Here is a 23,437-nt window from a genome sequence, read left to right as displayed (position 1 = left end):
TAGTAAGAAATTATTTATTCCGATAGAATATTTATATTTTTACATTCAAATTTCAATGCTGGTTTAAAATAAAAAAAAACTAAAATCCATTAATATGAAAAAAACTCTTATTTTACTTACAGTTCTTATTTCTTCTATTTCATTATATAGTCAAGAAATAGAAAGATTAGATTTCAATCTAAGTTTACGATCCAACCACTTTTGGAGAGGTATAACTGTTACAGACGGTGCTATGGCCGACGTTGACATTAATTATGCTTTAGACCATAAAAAATATCTCAAATTGGGAGTTTGGGGCGGTATAGGTCTCGGGGATACAAACGGACAACACTATCATGAAATTAATTATTATTTACACTATAGTACGGGAAAATGGGGTGTCGGTGTATGGGATGTATTCAATTCTACCGGAAGATTAAAAGATGCTAAGGATAATGACATTTGGAATTATGATCATAAAACATCCGGACATCGATTTGACTTCAGAGGATATTTTGTTTTCTGTGACAGCTTTCCTTTAAAACTAGATTATGGAACCTCTTTTTACGGGGCAGACAGAAATGAAAAAGGAGATCAAAGATGGTCTACCTATACCGGACTAAATTATCCTATTATAAAAGGGAAAGTGGTGGATCTAGATATATTCTGCGGTGCTGCTTTTGGTCTTGCAGGTAAATCTAACTTCTATGGTAATGAAAAACACGATTTCGACATTGTTAATGCCGGAATTACAGCTTCTAAAGATGTAACAGTTCTCGGATATAAATTACCTGTTTCTGCCACCGCCATGTGGAATCCTTCACGCAAAGAAGCAAGAGTCCAAATCGCCACTTCTTTATTCTAATAAATATTTTTAATTCAGATATAAAAAAAGTCGGTTTATAATAAATCGGCTTTTTTAGTTATTAAAATACTTTAAACCATTTTCGTATAAAAAATAATTTTATAAATTTACGATTTCAGTACAAGCTAAATATTTGGATTTTTTAATCAATTGAAGCAAAAAAGATTATTTCTATAAATGCAAACATCTATAAGAAGCAACTTAGTTCTATTATTTTTTCTCTTTTTTTCTCTACATCTTTTCTGTCAAATACACATTAGAATTGTAAATATTGAAACCAATCTACCTGTTGAAAAAGCTTTTATTTACAATGAATCAAATCGCCTGTTAGGGTTTACCAATGCAGAAGGAATGATTGCTTTAGATAGTAATATAAACAAAATAATCATTCGTGTTGATGGTTACTTGCCTAAAATAGAAATGATCGGCAAACTGGATAAAACTATTTATTTATTTAAAAAAATTAAAAAAAAGAATGATCCTAAGGCTGTATCTATACTAAAAAAAGTATGGGAAAACAGTAGTAAAAATAACGTTGATCATCTCAATGCGTATAAGTTTGATTCGTATGTAAAATTTACTTTAGACATGCCTTCTGATTCCGTTACTTATATTAATCATCCTAAAAGAAAACTGGATACTTTAAACAATAAATTAAAAGGATTTTTAGAAAAAAGCATGGTTTTCATTGGTGAAAGAACTATGCTTTATGAATATGATAAAAAATATGGTAAAAAAGCCATTGTAACAGCTTATAAAGCAGGAGGATTTAGTAATCCGCAATTTTTTAATTTTTCCATTGCAAAATCAATGGTCAATGATTATCCTGAAATGCTAAAGCCCAGGGAAACGCAGGGAACTATATCCCGATTGGTAGATAGTGTCTATATTAACAACAGAAAAACATATGTTATCTATACCTATTCTCATGGAAAAAGTGAAGCTCAATTTTACAAAAATCTAACTGTATTTGTAGATTCTGAATCGTATGCGCTCGTAAAATTAATTGGCAATAATTCGAAAATATCCAATATATACTACGAAATAACTTATGCTCCCTATGAAGGAATTTGGTATACAGAAGATGAATATATGAAGACGGAAATTTTAAGCAGTAATTTCATCAAAAAAATAAATAAACTACTGCCTAAGGGATTGCATTCTATAACTCGATTAACTACTACGGCAACCATAGATTCTCATGTAACTAATTTCACTAACGATGTTTCTTATACTGCTAATGACTTTAAAGGATATGAATATGTTATCTCAAAAGAAGTTTCCCACAATGCAGATGAAAAAATTTCAGCACTGCGAGATGATTCATTAACTCATCGTGAAGCTACAACTTATAATGAATTATATCGAATATCAAAAGAATACAAACTGGAACCTAAATTACGATTTTTAAGAAAACTTACTGAGGGGGATCTTGAACTGGGATTTTTTAATTTTGATGTATACAGTATATTCAGTCATAACCTGTATGAGTCTTTCCGTTATCAACTAGGAGGACATACTAACCATAAATTCAGTAAAAATACTCGTATTGGAGGGTATATAGCTAAAGGAACTCGAGATGAGGAAGTTAAAGGAGGAGCAGATGTAACATTTTTTGTTAATAAGCACCAAGGGGGAGAATTATCCATAAAAGCAGAAACCGATGTGCTGCCGGTGGGAAGAACCAAAAATAAATATTTAACTCCAAAAGATGAGCTTACGGCTAAAACCAATAATATTTACAACGGTGATTATTTTAGCTATAGGAAAGTAGAATTATCGTATCAACAAGATTTTTTAAAAAATATTGATATTACTTTTGCGGTTGATTTCCAAAGACAACGGGTGAATTTTCATTATAAATTTAAAGATTACGATGAAAGTACTTGGTTTAACTATGTAAATACGGCCATACGTTTACGATATGCTCCCAATGTAAAATATATCGAATCGAATAACGGAAAATATACATTACAAGATAAGCCTCCTTATTATTATTTTACTTACGCTAAATCTTGGAAATTATTTGAAAACAGTACAGGTATTCATCGTTTATACCTCTCGGCTTTATATACTTTTTTGTCCAAATTAGGTAAAACTGAAATTATCGGGAATATAGGAGCCACATTCGGAGATACTCCTATTATGAATTCTTTCGAGGGCAACGGGGTAGCGAAACACGGAAACAGTATTTGGGGTAGATTTGCTTTTAAAGGCTTTCAAAGTTTTGAAACTATGAGACCTTCCTCCTTTTTTTCAGATAGATTTATTTCTTTTCAATTTACCCACCATTTCCGTCCTTTACGCGTAAATGAATTTAAATCTCTACATTTTGCCGTATTATACAATGGTCTTATAGGATGGATGCCGAATAAAGACGTTCATTCGCTTTTTGAATTCGATGTTCCTAAAGATTATTACCAGGAAGTTGGTTTTGAAGCAAATAAGCTATTATTAGGTCTGGTAGGTGTTGGCGTATATGCTCGTTTAGGTGCTTATAAAGTTGGAAATTTAGATCAAAATATGTCTATCAAGTTAACTATGGAATTATAAATTTTCAAATAAATACATATTGATTTTACAAGCTCATACATTACTATAAATCAATATAATATTTTAATTATTTATATACTTCGGGATTAACGACGCAAGGTAATTTTTCTCCTTTTAAACCGGCAATAATATTTTTAGCACACAAAGCCGACATAGCATTTCGTGCTTCTATAGTTGCTGATCCGATATGAGGCGTAACCGCAACATTTTCCATACGTAATAAAGGGTTATCTGCTTTCATGGGTTCGGGATCTGTTACATCTATACCGGCTCCCCAGATTTGACCTTCTTGGATCGCCTGTATTAAATCTTTTTCATTAACCATGGGACCTCTGGCCGTATTTATTAAAATAGATGTTTTCTTCATTTTTTTAAATGCTGAGGCATTAAAAATACCTTTATTTTCATCTGTTAAAGGCGCATGTAAACTTATTACATCCGATTGTTCCAATAATTCTTCAAAAGAAACATAATGCGCTCCTAATTCTTTTTCGGCATCTTCTTGTTTATGCCGATTATTATAAAGTATATTCATCCCATATGCATTTTTACATTTTTGAGCCATTTTGATTCCTATACGTCCCATACCAAATATGCCTAAGGTCTTTCCATTTAATTCTTGCCCTAAATATTCTACTGATAAAAAACCGGGCTTCCAATTTCCTTCGATTATCCTTCGATAATTAAAAAAAGCTTTTCTGGAAACATTCAACAGTAACAAGAAAGCAATGTCTGCCGTTGCATTACTGAGAACATCCGGGGTATTTCCCACTGGTATGCCCAAACGTGTGGCTGCTTGGATATCGATATGATTATAACCAACTGAAAATGTGGAAATAACTTTCAAATTTGTAACTTCTTTAAAAAAACTTTCCGGCACAGGAGACATCACATTTATATATGCGTCGGATTGTTTACATTTATCTATTAATTCTGCAAGGGTAATAGGTTCCGAATTTGTCCACATTTCGACCTCATAACCTGCCTTTTTCAGCATGTCTACTCCTACTTCCGGTATTTTGCCGGATATAAATACTTTCATATATTTTAAATGTTAAAATAATAAAGTCCGGTACTATTAGCCGGACTTTATCTATGGGTTTATAATTTTAAGGATTGGTTGACCATAAAGATGCATTTGCCAACAAGGCTCGTTTATTTAACTTAAGAATATCAACCACTAATTCTGCAAAATCTTCCGGCTGTAAAACTTTTTCCGGATTTCCATCCGTAATTTTTAATAATTTTACAGACATGTCTGATGCAATGGTACTTGGTGTAAGAGTTGTAACTCTTATGTTGTGCTTCCTCATCTCATACATCAATGATTCCGACAAGGATATTAAACCGGCTTTTGAAACACTATAGGCTGAAGTGTTTGCGCCCCCTTTTAATCCAGCCGTGGATGAAACATTAATGATATCTCCTCCTTTTTTTTCAATCATTGCAGGCAAAACTGCTCTTGACATGAAATAAGGTCCGAAAAGATTGGTTTGTACAATATTTTGCCACTGATCAACAGGCATATCCAAAAAACTTTGAAATGCTGAAATTCCCGCATTGTTGATCAAAATATCAAAGGATCCGAAACTGTTTTGTAATTTTTCCATTTCCCTTTCAACTTCTTTTTGATTGGAAACATCAAAAATTGAATATGCAGCTTGTATTCCTTTTCCTTCTAATTCCTTTACAGTTTCCTTAACTGTTTTTTCATCTCTTCCTGTAATAGCTACATCTACTCCTTCAGCAGCCAGAGCTAAAGCCACTGCTTTTCCTAATCCTCTGTTTCCACCTGTAACTATTGCTTTTTTACCTGTCAGTTTTTCCATAATAATTCTTTATATGATTTTATAATTTTGCTAATTCCGAATCGATAAAATCCATTTGTTCTTTGCTGATTTTTACTTCAGCAGCTTTTGCATTTTGTTTTGCTTGTTCTGCATTTCTTGCTCCGGCCAAGGCTATGGTAATACCCGGTTGTTCAGCAGTCCATTTTAGTACTAACTGAGCCAGTGTTGCTCCTTGATCATCTGCAATATGTTTAATTTTAGCCAAGAAATCATCAATTCTTTTAATACTATCCGGTTGGTACATCTTCATATCCCTTCGGGCATCACCTTCTTCAAATTTATGATCCGGTTTAATTTTACCGGTTAATAATCCTCTTTCCATTGGACTATAAGCTAAGATAGACTTTTTATTTTTAATACAGTAAGGAACTATATCTTTTTCTATTTTACGATTTAACATGCTATAAGGAACCTGATCGGAAAGTATTTTGCATGCTTTATTTGCTGCTTCAATTTGTGAAGTGGAGCAATTACAAACGGATGCATGACGTACTTTACCTTGCTTGATTAATTTTGCAACTGCTTCAAACGTTTCTTCTATGGGTGTAACGGTTTCCGGCCAGTGCAGTTGATATAGATCTATATAATCGGTTCCTAAACGTTTTAAACTTTGTTCACATTCATAGATAACACTTTCCTTTCCAGCATATTTATATATATTGATATCTTTTCCTGAATTGTCTTTACTGTGCATGGCTAAATCTCCTTTAGCTAAATCCCAACGCATTCCAAATTTAGTTAAAATTTGAACTTTATCTCTAGGAATTCCTTTAATAGCTTCTCCTACTATAGATTCACTGGTTCCCTGTCCGTATATAGGAGCCGTATCGATAGATGTTATTCCTGCATCGTGAGCTGATTTGATTGCTTCAACGGCAACTTTTCTTTCTGTTCCTCCCCACATCCAACCTCCGGCAGCCCAAGCTCCAAAAGTTATTACCGATAAAGATAAATCTGAATCGCCTATTTTTCTATGTTCCATGTTTTTTAGGTTTTTGATTAATTTTAATTATTGTTGTTATTTTTATCTTTTTAATCTTATCTTTTATGAGATTTATTTAAAATTATTAATGAAAATATTATACCAACGCAAGATTTTATAAACAAAAATTTTACAATTATCCAGTTTTTGTAATTATTTTAAATATTCTATCTTTTTGAATTCTGTTTCTCACATTTTATTTCATATAAAAACCGTATTAAAATATTTTACCTACTATACAGAGAAAAATTTATCCATTCGTAACGTATTACAAGTTAACTATTTATTAATAAGTTATCTATTTTTTTTCTTAATAAAGCCCGATAAATAATAAATGAATATAAAATAATTTATTTTTTTTATACATTCTGCTTTTATGACATTCTCATATTAAAATACTTATTACTTGTTTATTTTATTTTATTTATTAAAATTGAAGTTTTTTTTTGATAATATGTTAAGAATTCAATGAGTGATTTATTAGAAAATTTCATTAATAATGTATAAAAAATGAGGGTCATTTGATTTATTTTAATATTATAATTATATTTACCCTCTAAAAAAAATACCTTTTATGTCAACATTACGTTTTTATGCTTTAAAAAGGCTTCCTTATTTACAGCCTAAACATATAGAAATTCCAAAAAAATTATCTGAACTATATTGTGAAAATGTCTTTTCAGAATCCACCATGCGTGAATATCTGACTAAAGAAGCTTATCAAAGCATTTTAGATGCGATAAAATATGGAAAGAAAATCACAAGAGAAATTGCAGATCAGGTTGCTGTTTCCATGAAAGAATGGGCTATGTCTAAAGGTGCTACCCATTATACTCATTGGTTTCAACCTTTAACGGGAGAGACAGCTGAAAAGCATGATTCTTTTTTTAATCCTATTGGAGAAGGTCGGGCCATTGAAAGATTCAGCGGTTCGTTATTAATTCAGCAAGAACCGGATGCTTCCAGCTTCCCTAATGGTGGAATACGTAATACATTCGAAGCAAGAGGTTATACCGCCTGGGATCCGACTTCACCTGCTTTCATTATTGATACAACCTTATGTATTCCTTCTATTTTTGTTTCTTATACCGGTGAGACTTTAGATTATAAAACTCCACTATTACGAGCATTACAATCGGTAGATGAAGCCGCTACTGAAGTGTGTCAAGCCTATTTTGATAAAAATGTTAGCAAAGTTTATTCTACTTTGGGTTGGGAACAAGAATATTTTTTAGTGGATTCTTCTCTTTTTCAAACCCGTCCGGATTTGGTTTTAACGGGAAGAACTCTTCTAGGTCACGCCCCTGCTAAAGGACAGCAACTCGAAGACCATTATTTCGGCTCTATTCCAACTCGCGTAAGAAATTTTATGAAAGAGTTGGAAATTGACTGTATGAGATTGGGTATACCTGTAACAACCAGACATAATGAAGTTGCTCCGAATCAATTTGAATTAGCTCCATTATTTGAAGAAGCTAACTTAGCGGTAGATCACAATTCATTATTAATGGATGTCATGAAAAAAGTAAGCCGCAGACACGGTTTAAGCATTTTATTTCATGAAAAGCCGTTTGATGGTGTTAACGGAAGCGGAAAACATAATAACTGGTCGCTTTCAACAGATACCGGAGAAAACTTATTGAGTCCCGGAAAGAATCCTAAGAAAAATCTCCAGTTCCTTACTTTTTTCATCAATACTATTAAGGCTGTTCATGACTATGGTGACTTATTACGTTCTTCGATTGCATCGGCAGGTAATGATCACAGGTTAGGTGCTAATGAAGCTCCTCCTGCTATTATTTCAATATTTATTGGATCTCAGTTAACCGCTGTTTTAGATGAATTGGAAAAAGTTACTAAAGGAAAACTTTCTCCGGATGAAAAGACTGATTTAAAATTAAATATTGTCGGAAAAATCCCTGAACTATTACTTGACAATACAGACCGTAACAGAACTTCTCCTTTTGCATTTACCGGAAATAAATTCGAATTCAGAGCTGTCGGATCTCAAGCTAATTGTGGTGAGCCTATGACCGTTTTAAACACTATAATGGCTTATCAATTACAAAAATTCAAAAAAGAGGTTGATGAATTGATTGCTAAAGGACTTAAAAAAGATGAAGCAATATTTAATATTCTTCGTGACTATATTACTGAATCAAGATCTATATTATTTGAAGGAGACGGTTATAGTGAAGATTGGGTTAAAGAAGCGGAAAAAAGAGGATTGGAAAATAAAAAAACTACTCCTGAGGCATTAAAATTTGAATTAAACAAAAAATATATTGAGCCATTTGAAAAGCTAAATATTTTATCTCATAAGGAAATTGAAGCCAGAAATGAAATCAAATTGGAAAAATATTCTAAAATGATCTCTATTGAAGCAAAGGTATTAGGAGATATGGCTCGTAATCACATTGTCCCTGTGGCTGTTGATTATCAAACTAAATTGATTGAAAATGCAAAAGGCTTAAAAGATATTTTTGGTGAAAATGAAATGAAGTCCATGTGTAAAGAGCAATTGGATCTTATTAAAAATATCTCTTCTCATATTACAGAAATTAAAAGCGGGGTTGATAAATTGTTTAAAGAAAGAGACAAGGCTATCGCTATTTCAGATCCTGCTAAACAAGCTGAAACTTTTTGTAATAAAGTTAAACCTTTATTTGATAAAATCAGAGAACATTCTGATGCGTTGGAAATGCTAATAGACAACGAAATGTGGCCATTAACAAAATATAGAGAATTACTTTTTACGTTAAGATAGGCGAAATTGATTTAATTTTCAATAGATATTTATTATAGAGAGGGTTGATGAATTATCAACCCTCTTTTTTTAATCTTTTTCTAAATATTTCTCTTATAAAATTGTAAATATAAACCTCTATTTAAAAAAACTTTTTTCCTTTATTTATAATGATTATAAATTTCATAATAGTCTTTAAAAGCGGTAAATATCATGTTTTATAAATCTATTAATATATAATTTTAGCGCTGTTAAATTTATAAAACTAGGCTTACTATATGGCAACACCGGATTTTAAGTATCAAGAAACTTTTGAACAAGGAAAAGATTTTACAGAATACTATTTATTAACTAAAGATTATATATCAACCTCTACATTTGAAGGAAAAGAAATTCTTAAAATTGAACCGGAAGGTTTAACTCTTCTGGCTCAACATGCATTTCATAATGTTGAATTTTTACTTCGTCCGGAACATCAAAAACAAGTAGCAAGTATACTATCAGATCCGAGCGCCAGTGAAAACGACAAGTTCGTAGCTCTTACTTTTTTACGAAATTCTGAAATCGCAGCTAAAGGAATTCTTCCTTTTTGTCAAGATACCGGAACAGCCATTATAATGGGAAAAAAGGGACAACAGGTATGGACCGGAGGAAATGATGAAGAAGCTTTATCTAAGGGAGTATATAATACTTTTACAACTGATAATCTGCGTTATTCTCAAAATGCTCCTTTAGACTTATATAAAGAGGTGAATACAGGAACCAATCTTCCCGCTCAAATAGATTTATATGCTGTAAACGGACAGGAATATAAATTTTTATTTGTTGCAAAGGGTGGAGGTTCAGCAAATAAAACTTATTTATATCAAGAGACTAAAGCATTATTAAATCCCGATAAATTATTTCCTTTTTTAGTAGAAAAAATGAAATCGTTGGGTACTGCTGCTTGTCCTCCTTATCATATTGCTTTTGTAATTGGAGGAACATCGGCTGAAACTAACTTGAAAACAGTTAAGCTTGCTTCAACTAAATATTATGATAACTTGGCAACATCAGGAAATGAAGGCGGACGTGCTTTTCGGGATCTTGAAATGGAAAAAAAACTATTGAATGCCGCTCGTGAATTAGGGTTAGGTGCACAATTCGGAGGTAAATTTTTTGCTCATGATATCAGGGTTATACGACTACCAAGACACGGAGCATCTTGTCCGGTTGGAATGGGTGTTTCTTGTTCTGCCGATCGAAATATTAAAGCAAAAATAAATAAAGACGGTATTTGGATTGAAAAATTGGAAGATAATCCTGCCCGATTAATTCCTGAACAATATCAAAAGGCAGGAGAAGCCGGAGGTGTTGCGATTGATTTAAATCGACCGATGAAAGAGATTCTTTCCGAATTGTCTCAATATCCTGTTTCTACTCGATTATCTTTAACCGGAACTATTATTGTAGGACGGGATATCGCTCATGCGAAACTGCAAGAAAAATTGGATAATGGAGAAGAGTTACCGCAATATATAAAAGATCATCCTATTTATTATGCCGGACCGGCTAAAACACCTGCCGGGTATGCTTCAGGATCTATGGGGCCTACTACTGCCGGAAGAATGGATTCTTATGTGGATTCTTTCCAATCCCATGGAGGCAGCTTAATTATGATTGCAAAAGGAAACAGAAGCCAACAGGTTACAGACGCTTGCCATAAATACGGCGGTTTTTATTTAGGAAGTATAGGGGGACCTGCTGCAATTCTTGCACAAACTAATATTAAACATTTAGAATGTTTGGAGTATCCCGAACTGGGAATGGAAGCTATTTGGAAAATAGAGGTTGAGAACTTTCCTGCTTTTATTCTCGTGGATGACAAGGGTAATGATTTTTTTCAACAGATAAAAAATACTTCGTGTAACTGCTAATTAATTTTATCTTTATATTTAAAAAGCAGCTTAATAATATAAGCTGCTTTTTATCTATATAGATATAAGATTAGTGTATGCTAATTGATTGTTTGATCTTCTATAAATGTGTTACTGTTTATCGATTTGTCCTGTTTGAATTTTTGAAATTCTTCTAAATCATATACCGGACATGCTCCTATGTGATTGGTTATAAACGCACCCAAAGCTATTGCTTCTTTCATAGCATCTAAATTTGAGAATCCTTGAGCTCGTTTAGCTAAAAATCCAGCCAGAAAAGAATCACCACTACCGACTGTATCTTTAATTTCAACTTGTATAGCTTCTGAATATATATATTGATATTGATCACAATATACTGCTCCCTTACTTCCTTTGGTTACAATTAGTCCATCTAAAGAGAATGTTTTACGAACATATTTAACGGCATCTTCTTCGGATGTATATTCTTTCCCCACCCATTCTAACAAAAGCCTTAATTCTGCCTTATTCATCTTTACTAAATCGGCTTTTTTCATAAAATCGATAATCGATTCTTGAGAAATATATGGGGGTCGTAGATTGATGTCAAAAACTTTATATGGCGCAACTTCAATTAATTTTGACAAAGTGTTTTTGGATAAATTATTTCTGCTTCCTAAACTTCCAAATACAAATCCTTGTGAATTCTTTACTAAATTTTCATATTCATCTTTCCACTCTATAAAGTCCCAAGCTACGGGTTCTACAATGGTATAATGAGCTTCGTTATTTTTATCTATTTCTGCTATTACAGTCCCTGTGTTGTATTTATCGCTTATCTGGCATTCTTCTGTCGGAATCGCTGCTTCTTGTACTTTGTTAAGCAATTCTCTGCCTAATTCATCATTTCCAACACAACTAATCATTCTTCCATCAACACCCATTTTATTAAGATGATATGCAACATTAAATGGAGCTCCTCCTATTTTCTTTCCTGATGGGAATATATCCCATAATATTTCTCCAAAACAAATGATGGGCTTCGTATTCATATTATTTTTCATTATATATCTTATTAAGAAGATTGTTTTATTATTAATTTGGAGTTGTACACTCTCGGTTTGAATTTTAAATTTTTATCTTCAATCATGCCGGTAATTATTTCTACAGCTTCTTTGGATATTTCATACAAAGGTTGTTTTATATGACTTACCGGTACTTTAAAAATGTCAAAGGCTTCTGATTCATCAAAAGTAATTAGTGCTAATTCGTCGGGTATTCTTATGTTTAACGTCATTAGTTTTTTAAGTCCTGCCAACGCTAATTTATTTGTTGCAAAAAATAAGGCATCAATGGGTTCTTCTTTTGAAAGTAATTCATCTATAGCATGGGAAACTTCTATATCTATTTCCGCTTCATTAATGTATTTTATATTTTCTGATTTAATAGTTAAACCTCTATCCAACACAGCTCTTTTATAACCATTTACTCTTTCATTTATATGAATTAATTCCGTTTGAAATGATAGTATGCCTATGTTCTTTTTTCCTTTTTTTATTAAATGTTCTGTGGCTTGATAGGATGCTCCGTAATTATTAGTAGTAATTACGGGTATTTCCATATTATTATTAAAATATCTGTCTATTAAAACTATCGGAGCATTGGTTTTAGCTAAATCCAATATATACTTTTCTGAGCCTTCTACCGGTAGAATTATAAAACCATCTACCTGTCTGGTAAGAAAAATATCTATTAATTGCTGCAATTTTTCTGCGTTTTCATCGGAACTTCCAATTAATATTACATATCCTTTGCTGCTTATCTCATCTTCAATAATCCTTGCTATTTGAGAAGCAAACGGGTTGGCAATATCTGCAACCAACAAGGCAATGGTATGAGTTTTTTTGGCTTTGAGACTTCGCGCTATGCTATTGGGTCGGTAATTCAGTTCTTTAGCTGCATTTTTTATTTTTTCTGCTGTTAGTTTACTTATTCTATCGGTATGACGACCGTTCAAAACATATGAAACCAACGCAGTCGAAACCCCTGCTTTTAAAGCAACATCTTTAATTGAAACTCTTTTCATAGTAATTGTATTTTATAGCTTAGTCAATAAGCCCTAATTCTTTTTCAATTTGTTCTAAAGATTTTCCTTTGGTTTCCGGAATCCAAAATTTAACAAAAATAAAGGCAATTACAGTAAATATTCCAAAAATTCCAAATAATGCACTGTCTCCTAAATTTGCTCGTATAATTGGTGCAAAATATACAGTTAAAAATGTACAACCCCAGCTAACAGCAGTTGAAAAAGACATTGCTAATCCTTTAATTCTATTAGGATAAATTTCGGATATAATTACCCACATTACCGGAGCAAAGGATGCAGCAAAAAAGGAGATATATCCTAATAAGGCTATTAAAACTCCCATACTATTTTTTTCAGGTTGTAAGAAAGCATATGTCAAATATCCTAAAGAAACAGCCATTCCAAAAGCTCCCCATAATAAAAGAGTTTTACGACCTTTAGAATCCACTAATTTCAAGGCAACTATAGTCATTAATACATTTACAATTCCCACGATCATGGATTGAAGTAAAGCTGTATCTCCACCTACTCCGGCAGAACGGAAAATATCCGGTGCAAATATTAATACAGCATTTATACCGGTAATCTGCTGGAATGCTGCTATAAGGGTTCCTATTGCAACTATTTTGCCAGTCTTTCCGTTAAATAATTCTTTACTGCTGGCTTTTTCTTTGTTCTTTTCAGCATTTATGGATTTTTCCATTTCAGGAAGTTCGTTTTTAACATAACTATCTCCTCCTATTTTATTAAGAATTTCTACGGCTTCGTCTTTTTTTCCCTTAGCTAAGAGCCAGCGCGGACTTTCCGGAAATGAGAATACTAAATATAGTAAAAAAATAATTCCGAACAGGGCTGGAACTCCCAACATAAACCTCCAACTTTCTTGACCTAAATTAATCAAGAAATAATCAAAAACATAGGCTAAAAAGATACCGATGGTTATTGCAAATTGATTGAATGATACCAACGTTCCTCTTTTATTGGCCGGAGAGATTTCTGAAATATACATGGGGCCTACTACTGAAGTAGCTCCTACAGCGAAACCGGAAAGAACCCTAAAAATAGTTAATCCTATAAAGCTGGTTGCAAAAGCACAACCTAAAGAAGAAATTATATATATAATTGCTGTAATGATCATAACATTTTTACGACCGTATTTTTCAGCTATACTACCGGTAAAAAAAGCTCCAATTAAACAACCAATCATTAAAAAACTGGCAACCGTACCTAATCCGCTATCGCTTAAACTGAAATCTTGCTTTATGAGATCATTGGCTCCGGCAATTCCTGCCATATTTAAACCAAATAATAGACCTCCGTTTACTGCAACGAAAGTAATCCAATATAGATATTTTGTATTCATATTACATTTATGTTTGTGGTTTCATGCAGTAAAATTATATCATTTAACCGATTAAATGATTTTATTTGAAATGAGTTATATCATATTAAAGAATGATAATATTTTTATAGGTGTGGAGATTGATAATACATAATTATACCTCTTATTTTTTCAAATGATTCAAAAATAATTTTATTAAATGTAAACGAAAATGAATTCTTAAATTTAAATATTGTTAGGTTGAAAAAATGATTCTTTAATTTTAAAAAGATATTTAGTTTAAAAAATATAAATCTTTTATCTTTCTGAATATATTGTTTAAACGTTTAAACATTTGCTATAGATTTAAATATGCTTTATAATTCTTATATGTTAAAAACATCATACAAACTTACTTAAGAAAGCTATATAATCTTAACCTAATAATTCTTTGTACTAATATCCTATATTAATATAGGGGTATATATCATTAAATTTAAACTAATTGTAATAGTTCGTTTTGCTTGGTTTGGATTTTGTAATTTTCTTAGGCGGATATTTCTTAAACAACAAATTAATTGATGAATTATAAAAGGAAGCTCTAGAAGCGGTAGAGGTATTAAAAGGTTTAGAATCTACAACTTTTGATGTCCAAACTAAATTCTTGGTTTTTGCATCATCAAAATCGATTTTAAACGAATAATCAACAATTTTATTATTATTATTATTATTTATGGGAATATCTACATTAGTACCTAATCCAAACCAACCACTTCCTCCTCCAATTCCTAAATTGACCGAACTGTTGGCAGGGTGTGTAAGTTGGGTATAAACTTCCACGGCTACATAAACATCGGGGTTATCAACATCTTTTATTAAACCTTTGGAAAGCAACACCGCATCCAGGTTTTTCATAAAATTTGTACTGTCTATTTTATTATTAAGTTTTACTTTATTATCTGCATAATAATTATAGGTTTTTACTGTAGAAAAATTATATCCTGAATCATAATCTACTGATAGATTATTGGTTTGACATGAAACCAATGTAATTAGTAAAATAAATAACAGCCAATGTGATTTCATATATTTATATAATTTACATTCAACATAAGTAACAAATTTACTAATATTTTAGTCATATTTTACTTGCCTATCTAAATTATGTACCTTTTATGTGATTGTTATCAGGTTTACGTTATTTTATCTCAAAACTCTACTTCCTTGTTATAATTTTACACCTGTTAATTAATACTTCTTTATGACTGATACTTCAATCGAAATAAAATTTGTAAGTGAAGTTATTTCTGATATTGCTATAAGCCTTATCATGAATGGTGCTAATACTTCGCGAACATTAAAAAATACGCAAAGAATAGCCGGGGCTCTTGGTTATGAAGCTGATTTATTTTTTTCGTTATCAGGCGTTGTACTTAGTGTGAGAGATAAGAAAACTCATGTTATGCATACTATAGTTCGTGCTATACCTCATATTGGAGTAAATTTTGAAATTGTTTCCGAGATCAGCATATTATCATGGAGAGTGATTCATGAACAAATGGATGTGAATGCCGTTAATGAACAATTTAATTCTATAAAGACAATTAATCATTACCCAAAACCCGCCATTTGGTTTTTTGTAGGTCTTGCCGGAGCTAGTTTATGCAGGATTCTTAATGGTAGTTGGATTGAGTTTTTTATAACTTTCCTTGCGACTGTTTTGGGAATCCTTTCCAGACAATTTTTAACTCAAAAAAAATTCAACATTTTTATAATTTTTACTATTGCTTCTTTTACTGCCGTATCTGTGGTGAATATTTTTAGATTAATCACCGGTCTTGATCTTAAAAGTGCTTTTGCTGCCAGTGTTTTATTTTTAATACCGGGTGTGCCTTTAATTAATTCTTTCATAGATATTTTAGAAGGATATGTTACACAAGGCATTGCCAGGGGAATACACGGATCAATGTTAATTTTTGTTATCGCTATGGGCCTATTTTTATCATTATTTTTATTTGGATATGGATTTAATTAATTTTTTTACCGTTTGTGAGAATGTAACTATTTGGGAAAAAGTATTTTGGTCTATGTGGGTATCCATAGGCTTTGCCGTTATATTTAGAACGCCTTACCGTTCGATGTGGGTGGTGGCTTTGTTAGGAGCTATGGGGTTTAGCTGCCGAGCTGTTTTATTACATTATTTTGAAAATCAAATTGTATTTTCAAGTTTTGCCGCTGCCAGCTTAGTAGGTATATCCGGCGTATATTTCGCTCATAGAGTACACACCCCTCCTATTGTATTTACGATTCCCGCTGTCATTAATATTATTCCCGGTAAAATGGGTTATGAGTTTATGATTTCTTTGATCGAGGTTATGACTTTAAAAGAAGGGGAACCTCTGCAATTTAATTATTTAGTAGAAATGCTTGAAAAAGCTACTCGTACAGGGTTTACTTTATTATCACTTGCATTTGGTGTTGTTTTTCCTTTGTTAATTTTTAAAACCAGATCAGTTAAACAAACTAATCTTAATCAATTATTATTTAATAAACTGGTTCATATTAAGAAGAAAAATGAATAAATGATATGTTAAGCAAATTGAAAGTCTTATGATATAATAAATTATTTAACTGATTATATTTGATTTATCTTCATATACTTTAATTGAGTTATAAACAAAGTGAAATTAAACATTTTAATTTTTTAATAAATAATTTTTCAATTCGTTTTTGTTAGTTTAATATTATTTAGTAAAAAACAATCATATAGTTTTATATGATTGTTTTTTATGAACTTTTATTTTATTTATTAATTACCTTTTTATATTTTGAAAAAATCATTTCAATTAATTTCAAAGGATTCATTATTAATTGAATAATTTTTAGCTTAGTTAAAAACAGACATATTAAAGTAATTGTTATAGTTGCTAATATATCTACTATAAGTGATATATGACTAAAATGTTTAGTAACTATCCCCCAATATACAGGATATACAATCATAATATGTAGTAAAAGGATACCCAAACTAGCGGAACCAAATTTATAGAATGTATCCGGAATGATATTAAAAAATGCTGCTGAACTAAATATGGCAAAAACAAGAAAAATAATCCTTTGAACTAATCCATCGGTAATGGTAGGAAATACACTATAGGAATATCCACCAAATGTTGTGAATGCATGATAGGTTGTACCATATAAACAAACCCAAATACCAAAAATTGTAAAAAATAATACGGAATATATTTTTTTAATATTTTTTATTCTAAACCATATATCCTGTGGAGCATAATATCCTACAAAAAAATGAGGTATAAAAACCAAGATTCTTAATGCAGAAACATAATCAGGATGTAAAATAGGATCTATCTTTATAAATCCAACCGATAACGAAATAGCAGTTGAAATTAGTAAGCTTGCCCATGCCGGTATATGAAACTTTTTTATTAGTATTATAAAATATCTCCAAAGTATTAATCCCGCAAGATACCAGAGCGGACCTATGGGTAATAGTATATATCGTACTATATTGAAATGTCCGGCAGCCATAGAGGGGATTGAATAAAAAAGCTGAAATAAATAATATACTAAAACAAAGCCTAAGAAGAATTTTTTAAACTTATCCCATGTTAAATTTTTTGAGAAATAACCTGAAATGATTATAAACAAGGGTATTGTAAAGGTTGAAGAAAAAATGTAAATCAAAAGTTTGATTTTAGATGTAAATAAATCATATTCACAAGTATGTGCTAATACAACAAAAAATATTAAAATGAACTTAGCGGAATCTAAAGATTTATTCCTTTCCATAAAAAAATAAAATTATTTAATAATAAACTATTTGTATAATAAATTTAATTTAAAATATAATGATCTGTTTATAAACATATAGATCCGACTGTTAATTATAAATTTAAATATTCTTAAAATTTATAAAAATCTCCAACTTCATATAGATAAATATTTACTTTATTTACCAGCATTTCCAAAGGTTAAAAGCTTCTATATTTTATAAAAATTGGTCAAATATACATATAAAATGTTAATGCAATTCATATAATATTTATGAGTGAAAAGTAATGATAAAAAACACTTAAACAAATAAAAATCTAAAAAATGTTTATTTTATATTAATAAAATATATATTTTTACATTAAATTTAAAACTAATCATACTATGAATTATATTTATTTTTATATAAGATCAACACCATTTGTTGTTTATTTTTTTTTATTTCTTTTTCCCTCAACTCCTATCTTTTCTCAAAAAATATAGTGGCAACAAAGTATTGGTGGAAAACAAGGTGATTATCTTTTTGACATAATATCAACGCCGGATCATGGTTTTTTATTAGCTGGTAGTTCTTTATCCAAATCATCTGATCTTACCGATTCTCATTTTAAAAATAAAAATTCCAGTTTAGATTACTTCCTCTGGAAAATGAACCGTTCCGGTATATTAGAATGGCAGAAAAAATTAGGGGGAGATCGCTCGGATTATTTATATAGTGTTAATCTAACTCGCGATGGAGGTTATATTTTAGGAGGCAGCTCTTATTCCTCATTTTTTAGAGATAAAAAAGATTCATGTCGTGGAGAAGACGATTATTGGATCATAAAATTAAACGCTTACGGTAATGAAGAATGGCAAAAAACATTAGGAGGGACAGGTTCTGATAAGCTTTTATCTATAGAACAGACATGGGATGGTGGTTATATAGTTGGGGGATCTTCCGATTCTCCCCCCTCCTATGAAAAATTGGAAGATTCCCGTGGGGCTATGGATTTTTGGATTTGTAAACTAGATTCCAAAGGTCAGATTGAATGGCAAAAAACATTAGGGGGGAGCGGATACGATCTTTTAAGAAGAATCAAAGCTACATCAGACGGATATATTCTAGCCGGTTATTCCAATTCTCCAAAAAGTGGAGAAAAATCTGAGAATACGATGGGGCAAGGAGATTTCTGGTTAGTTAAGTTAGATCATAATGGTTATAAACTTTGGGACAAGACAATAGGAGGACATTTAGATGATGAACTTATGGACTTAATTATAACGTCTGATGGAAATTATTTACTTGCAGGGAGCTCTAATTCACCTCAAGAAGGAAATAAAACTGCCTTACAGGGAAACGGTTCAGATATATGGTTGGTTAAAACAAATAGACAGGGCGAAATACTTTGGCAAAAAAGCTTTGATATCGGTAGGATTGACACTCCGAATAAAATAAAAGAAACCAAAAAAGGAAATATTTTAATTTCAGGAAATACTATTCAAAGTAATACTAACGGAGAGATACAAAGCGATTATCTCGTTATAAAAATAAGCGAATCCGGAGATGAAATCTGGAGAAAACAATTAGGAGGTCCCAAAAGAGATTGGCTGCAAAATACAGTTGAAACTACGGACGGATATTTACTTTTAGCCGGAACATCCGATTCCCCTAAGGGGAATGATAAAACTGTTGAAACCAATGGTCAGACAGATTTTTGGATAGTTAAATTACAAAATGAAGATGATCATTTCAAAACTTTTGAAATAAAAGAAATGGACGCTTATCCGAACCCTACAGAGCGATTTGTAAATGTGATTATTTATAAAGAACTTTCCGGAACAGAAACTATATATGTACATGACATTACCGGAAAATTACTTCAACAAAATAAAATTAAATCCGGCACTACTCCTATTGACTTAGGAGAGTATACCCCCGGGGTTTACATACTTTCTATTACACTTTCCAATGAAAGAACCCACACCCTAAAAATTTTAAAAATTTAAACTAATTTAATGTCTAAATACCATGAAAATAACTTTAGTACTAAGTTTCCTTTTTCTTTGTTTTATTATAAAGGGTCAGGATGTTGGCTATTCCTCGTTTGAAAGTTTGAACGTTAATAATATATTACAAGAAGATAAAATTTATACTACTCCAGAGGTAATGACTTTCCAAAAAATAAATTTTTTACCTGCTGATTTATATACCGGAAAAATCAAAGTTGAAATACCGTTATATGAAATAAAATCAGGCAATATTACCGTTCCCATAACACTATCTTATAATGCAGAAGGAATTAAAATTGATGATGAAGCAGCAAACGTCGGAATGAATTGGGTAATAAATGCCGGAGGCAATATCTTACGTATTGTTAAGGATTTAGATGACCATACGATGAAATTTAACATCGATTATAAATTTGATTGGTATGGAGAAGGAGATACTTATTTAAAGCCTATTGGTAACTACTTAACCCATAAAGGGTATTTAAAAGAATATTCTGACCTTAAACAAATAACTAATTTTATTTCCCCATTTAATAGGTATTATGCTTCCGAAGACGCTTTACCTGATTTATTTTTAGTTAATTCTCCTTCTTTATCTTCGAAATTTCATTTTGAAAAAGGTAATTCATATACAAAATATAAGCCTAAAGTAATTGATGGAAGCGGAATTAAAATTGAAAATGTTAACTATAATGAATTTTCTTATGAAAATGTTAAAAATTATATCGGGTTTGATGGAGAAACTGTTTTCGGTTTAAATTCTCGTGAACGAAATGATGAGATGACCAATTATACTAAAAATGAAAGTTGGAAATATAACAAGCCTAAGGATTATACTGATTTTAAAATTACTGATAATAAGGGATTAGTTCATCATTTTAATGACTATGACTTAATTGAGACTATACCCTTGTATATCGGAGCTGAAGAAATGCCCAATCCATATATTACATTCTTCAATACAGCAAAAGACTTTGCTCGTTTTAATCATTCTTTAAAAAAATCTGTATGGCATTTAAATTCAATATATGATCCTTCCACCAATAAGCAAATTAGTTTTACTTATAATACTCTAGTATCCAATGAGGTTTATTCCAAGTATATGTATAAATTTAAAAGTAGAATACATCAAAATTCTTTGAGTTCTTTAAATATGGAACTTGGTAGTGCCCAAAATCATATTATACAAACAGAAGACATATCACCGGATTTTGAAGCCGTTTACAAATGGATAGAATGCCCGGAAGTTATTTTTAATAAATTAATTCAACAAAAAAAAATAAAAGAAATAAGTTGGGATAAAGGCAAAGTTAAATTTTTATACAATAAAAAGCGGTTAGATAAAAAGGATGAAAATGCTTTAACCGATATAATTATTAGTGATCTGAAAGGAAATCGTATCAAACATTATCAATTTGAATATTCGTATTTCGTCTCTAAAGAATTATGCAATACACCAAAATGTAAACGATTAAAACTTATTGGCTTAAACTTATTAAATGTAAATACTTCCAAAATTGAGCAAAAATATACTTTTGAATATGATGAATCTGAACCTCTTCCTAAAGTTGAATCTTTAGAAAAGGATTATTTAGGTTTTTATAACAAAAATGGGGCTAAAATAATTACCATTAAAGATAATTGGGGAATTGAACATAATTATCCTTCTAAATCAACTATGTATTTTTGCCCGGGAAAATATCAATATTCAATTTTACCCTTTTCTCTGCCTAACAGTTCTTGTTTGCAAATTAAAGGAGATCAATCATTAGCTGCTAATTCGTACTCATTATTGGGTATGTTAAAAAAAATAACCTATCCTACCGGAGGCAGCGTAGAATTTGAATATGAAAATCACAAATTTAATTTACTAGGAAATGAAATTATAGCAGGAGGAGCAAGAATTAAAAAGCAAAAGATAAAAGACGATAAGGGAAAGTATAGAATCTTTTCTTATGAATATAAAAATCAAAATAATATTTCTTCCGGTTATATAAATAATATTCCAAAATATGGAGATATCCGAAGTTATTTAAATTCGGAAGCCTGGTGTGATGAATGTTATGAATATGATCCAATGGACGGATGCACAGAAAAATGCTATCCGGCACAAAAAGAATTGTTTTTTTATTTTTATGACAGAAGCAAATCTGAAATTGAACTAACAAAAGGTAGTTTTGTTGGATATTCCAAAATTATTGAAAGAGAAGAAGGTAACGGATTTAAAGAATATTATTACTCTTCTCCCTCAAATTATCCCAATGAGAAAGAAAAACTGCTGAATAAAACAAATGAAATCTTAGCCAGGAATAGTCAATATCCGGGTATTGCCTATACTGATAACGATATAAGAAGAGGAAAACTATTAAAAGAAATTACTTACAATCAAAAGAATCAGATTTTACAAAAAAATGAATATACTTACACTTATAAATTATTTGATGAAAATTCTTTTGATTTTCGTAAATCATTTATTATGTCGAAACAACCCACTCAGAGCAGCGTTGGAAGTTTAGAAGATATTTTTAGGATAACTCTTAGAAACGAACGTAATTTAGTCACTAAAAAAGAAAGCAAAGAATATGTTGATCATGGATTAATACAATCTACTATTGAATATGAATATGACAAACGCTATCCTTTATTAAAAAAAGAAATTAAAAAAGATCCAATAAATGAAGTTATTTCTTATTATAAATATCCTTTCGATTTTACTGACTCTAATTCAATAATGGCCCAATTAACTTGGGAAAACCGTATTTCTACTCCAGTAATTACTAAAGTGTTTCGTAAAGAAGATGGAAAGGAAAGGCCTGTATTTCAAACCCGTACGGAGTATACCCAAGATAAGAGCACCCAAAAATTGATTCTTCCTAAATACGTATATTCTGCCAAAGGAGGCTATTCTGAAGAAAAAAAGATTACTTATGACCGATATGATAAATCGGGTAATCTTATACAATATACACCGGAAAATGGTCTTCCAGTATCCATTATCTGGGGATATAACGATCAATATCCATTAGCTAAAATTGAAGGAGTCGGGTATGGATCCCTTATATCCGGAAACGCTGCCATTAAGGACATCATAACCACTTTACAAAGTAAGAGTACCCAGTATCCTGAAGATCAAAATACCATTATAAGTCTGCTGGAACAGCTAAGAATTAATGAAGCAATGAAAGATGCCATGGTCACCACTTATACGCATAAACCTTTAATAGGCATGACTTCCATGGGATTACCCAACGGGCTTAGAGAGTATTATACTTATGATGCCATGGGCCGACTTAAAGAAATTAGAGATCAAGATGGTAAGCTTCTTAAAAGCTATGAATATCATTTTAGAAAAAATTAAAAATGTGTGGAAGATTCGTATGAAGTAAAAAAA

The 23,437-nt window shown here is 31.1% G+C and carries 16 protein-coding genes; 8 read left to right on the top strand and 8 right to left on the bottom strand.

What is annotated here, in order from left to right; all coding sequences use genetic code 11:
- Positions 1-94 precede the first annotated feature (94 nt).
- Together GYM72_RS09705 and GYM72_RS09700 are read left to right on the top strand one after the other, a co-directional pair.
- On the top strand, positions 95-844 hold the full coding sequence (locus GYM72_RS09705) for a hypothetical protein (RefSeq protein WP_160566118.1): 750 nt from the start codon (positions 95-97) through the stop codon (positions 842-844).
- Positions 845-1,021: 177 nt separating this feature from the next.
- The gene (locus GYM72_RS09700) at positions 1,022-3,397 is read left to right on the top strand and encodes a hypothetical protein (protein WP_220264258.1); all 2,376 of its coding nucleotides are present in this window, start codon (positions 1,022-1,024) and stop codon (positions 3,395-3,397) included.
- A 67-nt stretch (positions 3,398-3,464) separates the two neighbouring features.
- Here the strand turns inward: GYM72_RS09700 and GYM72_RS09695 are convergent, their stop codons facing one another.
- The 3 genes from GYM72_RS09695 to GYM72_RS09685 all read right to left on the bottom strand — a co-directional run bounded on the left by GYM72_RS09695 (position 3,465) and on the right by GYM72_RS09685 (position 6,229).
- Complete coding sequence (locus GYM72_RS09695) at positions 3,465-4,439, bottom strand: D-glycerate dehydrogenase (RefSeq protein WP_220264257.1); 975 nt, start codon at positions 4,437-4,439, stop codon at positions 3,465-3,467.
- Between the two features lie 67 nt (positions 4,440-4,506).
- A complete protein-coding gene (locus GYM72_RS09690; RefSeq protein WP_220264256.1) occupies positions 4,507-5,226 on the bottom strand; it encodes a 3-ketoacyl-ACP reductase in 720 nt (239 codons plus the stop codon).
- 19 nt (positions 5,227-5,245) lie between these two features.
- The gene (locus tag GYM72_RS09685) at positions 5,246-6,229 is read right to left on the bottom strand and encodes an aldo/keto reductase (RefSeq protein WP_220264255.1); all 984 of its coding nucleotides are present in this window, start codon (positions 6,227-6,229) and stop codon (positions 5,246-5,248) included.
- A 574-nt stretch (positions 6,230-6,803) separates the two neighbouring features.
- Here GYM72_RS09685 and GYM72_RS09680 point away from each other — a divergent pair.
- Both GYM72_RS09680 and GYM72_RS09675 read left to right on the top strand, forming a co-directional pair.
- Positions 6,804-8,996, top strand: coding sequence for a glutamine synthetase III (locus tag GYM72_RS09680; RefSeq protein WP_160542964.1), 2,193 nt, complete (start codon positions 6,804-6,806; stop codon positions 8,994-8,996).
- 257 nt (positions 8,997-9,253) lie between these two features.
- Positions 9,254-10,891, top strand: a complete 1,638-nt coding sequence (locus GYM72_RS09675; protein ID WP_220264254.1) for a fumarate hydratase — start codon at positions 9,254-9,256, stop codon at positions 10,889-10,891.
- An 80-nt stretch (positions 10,892-10,971) separates the two neighbouring features.
- Here GYM72_RS09675 and GYM72_RS09670 read toward each other — a convergent pair whose 3' ends face one another.
- The 4 genes from GYM72_RS09670 to GYM72_RS09655 form a co-directional block, all read right to left on the bottom strand.
- Positions 10,972-11,916 (bottom strand): carbohydrate kinase, encoded by a 945-nt coding sequence (locus GYM72_RS09670; protein ID WP_160542962.1) that lies wholly within the window; start codon positions 11,914-11,916, stop codon positions 10,972-10,974.
- 11 nt (positions 11,917-11,927) lie between these two features.
- On the bottom strand, positions 11,928-12,938 hold the full coding sequence (locus tag GYM72_RS09665) for a LacI family DNA-binding transcriptional regulator (protein ID WP_220264253.1): 1,011 nt from the start codon (positions 12,936-12,938) through the stop codon (positions 11,928-11,930).
- Positions 12,939-12,957: 19 nt separating this feature from the next.
- Positions 12,958-14,301, bottom strand: coding sequence for a sugar porter family MFS transporter (locus tag GYM72_RS09660; RefSeq protein WP_220233719.1), 1,344 nt, complete (start codon positions 14,299-14,301; stop codon positions 12,958-12,960).
- A gap of 459 nt (positions 14,302-14,760) precedes the next feature.
- Positions 14,761-15,345, bottom strand: coding sequence for a DUF4136 domain-containing protein (locus tag GYM72_RS09655; RefSeq protein ID WP_220264252.1), 585 nt, complete (start codon positions 15,343-15,345; stop codon positions 14,761-14,763).
- A gap of 175 nt (positions 15,346-15,520) precedes the next feature.
- Between GYM72_RS09655 and GYM72_RS09650 the strand changes: the two genes are divergently transcribed.
- Positions 15,521-16,294: a threonine/serine exporter ThrE family protein gene (locus GYM72_RS09650; protein ID WP_160566143.1), complete on the top strand. Its 774-nt coding sequence runs from the start codon at positions 15,521-15,523 to the stop codon at positions 16,292-16,294.
- Complete coding sequence (locus GYM72_RS09645; RefSeq protein ID WP_160557778.1) at positions 16,281-16,841, top strand: threonine/serine exporter family protein; 561 nt, start codon at positions 16,281-16,283, stop codon at positions 16,839-16,841. The genes GYM72_RS09650 and GYM72_RS09645 overlap by 14 nt, the downstream gene beginning before the upstream one ends.
- Positions 16,842-17,061: 220 nt before the next feature.
- Here GYM72_RS09645 and GYM72_RS09640 read toward each other — a convergent pair whose 3' ends face one another.
- Positions 17,062-18,072, bottom strand: a complete 1,011-nt coding sequence (locus GYM72_RS09640; protein ID WP_220264251.1) for an acyltransferase family protein — start codon at positions 18,070-18,072, stop codon at positions 17,062-17,064.
- 630 nt (positions 18,073-18,702) lie between these two features.
- Here GYM72_RS09640 and GYM72_RS09635 point away from each other — a divergent pair.
- A complete protein-coding gene (locus tag GYM72_RS09635) occupies positions 18,703-20,043 on the top strand; it encodes a T9SS type A sorting domain-containing protein (protein ID WP_220264250.1) in 1,341 nt (446 codons plus the stop codon).
- Positions 20,044-20,065: 22 nt separating this feature from the next.
- Positions 20,066-23,404, top strand: a complete 3,339-nt coding sequence (locus GYM72_RS09630; protein WP_220264249.1) for a hypothetical protein — start codon at positions 20,066-20,068, stop codon at positions 23,402-23,404.
- The last annotated feature ends 33 nt before the right edge of the window (positions 23,405-23,437 follow it).

It is taken from the genome of Apibacter sp. ESL0404 (genome assembly GCF_019469245.1).
Classification (GTDB): domain Bacteria; phylum Bacteroidota; class Bacteroidia; order Flavobacteriales; family Weeksellaceae; genus Apibacter.
This window is presented reverse-complemented; position numbering and strand designations above follow the sequence as displayed.

Coding starts and splice junctions, on each gene's coding strand:
- GYM72_RS09705 (WP_160566118.1), top strand. CDS start 95: ATGAAAAAAACTCTTATTTTACTTACAGTTCTTATTTCTTCTATTTCA.
- GYM72_RS09700 (WP_220264258.1), top strand. CDS start 1,022: ATGCAAACATCTATAAGAAGCAACTTAGTTCTATTATTTTTTCTCTTT.
- GYM72_RS09695 (WP_220264257.1), bottom strand. CDS start 4,439: ATGAAAGTATTTATATCCGGCAAAATACCGGAAGTAGGAGTAGACATG.
- GYM72_RS09690 (WP_220264256.1), bottom strand. CDS start 5,226: ATGGAAAAACTGACAGGTAAAAAAGCAATAGTTACAGGTGGAAACAGA.
- GYM72_RS09685 (WP_220264255.1), bottom strand. CDS start 6,229: ATGGAACATAGAAAAATAGGCGATTCAGATTTATCTTTATCGGTAATA.
- GYM72_RS09680 (WP_160542964.1), top strand. CDS start 6,804: ATGTCAACATTACGTTTTTATGCTTTAAAAAGGCTTCCTTATTTACAG.
- GYM72_RS09675 (WP_220264254.1), top strand. CDS start 9,254: ATGGCAACACCGGATTTTAAGTATCAAGAAACTTTTGAACAAGGAAAA.
- GYM72_RS09670 (WP_160542962.1), bottom strand. CDS start 11,916: ATGAAAAATAATATGAATACGAAGCCCATCATTTGTTTTGGAGAAATA.
- GYM72_RS09665 (WP_220264253.1), bottom strand. CDS start 12,938: ATGAAAAGAGTTTCAATTAAAGATGTTGCTTTAAAAGCAGGGGTTTCG.
- GYM72_RS09660 (WP_220233719.1), bottom strand. CDS start 14,301: ATGAATACAAAATATCTATATTGGATTACTTTCGTTGCAGTAAACGGA.
- GYM72_RS09655 (WP_220264252.1), bottom strand. CDS start 15,345: ATGAAATCACATTGGCTGTTATTTATTTTACTAATTACATTGGTTTCA.
- GYM72_RS09650 (WP_160566143.1), top strand. CDS start 15,521: ATGACTGATACTTCAATCGAAATAAAATTTGTAAGTGAAGTTATTTCT.
- GYM72_RS09645 (WP_160557778.1), top strand. CDS start 16,281: ATGGATTTAATTAATTTTTTTACCGTTTGTGAGAATGTAACTATTTGG.
- GYM72_RS09640 (WP_220264251.1), bottom strand. CDS start 18,072: ATGGAAAGGAATAAATCTTTAGATTCCGCTAAGTTCATTTTAATATTT.
- GYM72_RS09635 (WP_220264250.1), top strand. CDS start 18,703: ATGAACCGTTCCGGTATATTAGAATGGCAGAAAAAATTAGGGGGAGAT.
- GYM72_RS09630 (WP_220264249.1), top strand. CDS start 20,066: ATGAAAATAACTTTAGTACTAAGTTTCCTTTTTCTTTGTTTTATTATA.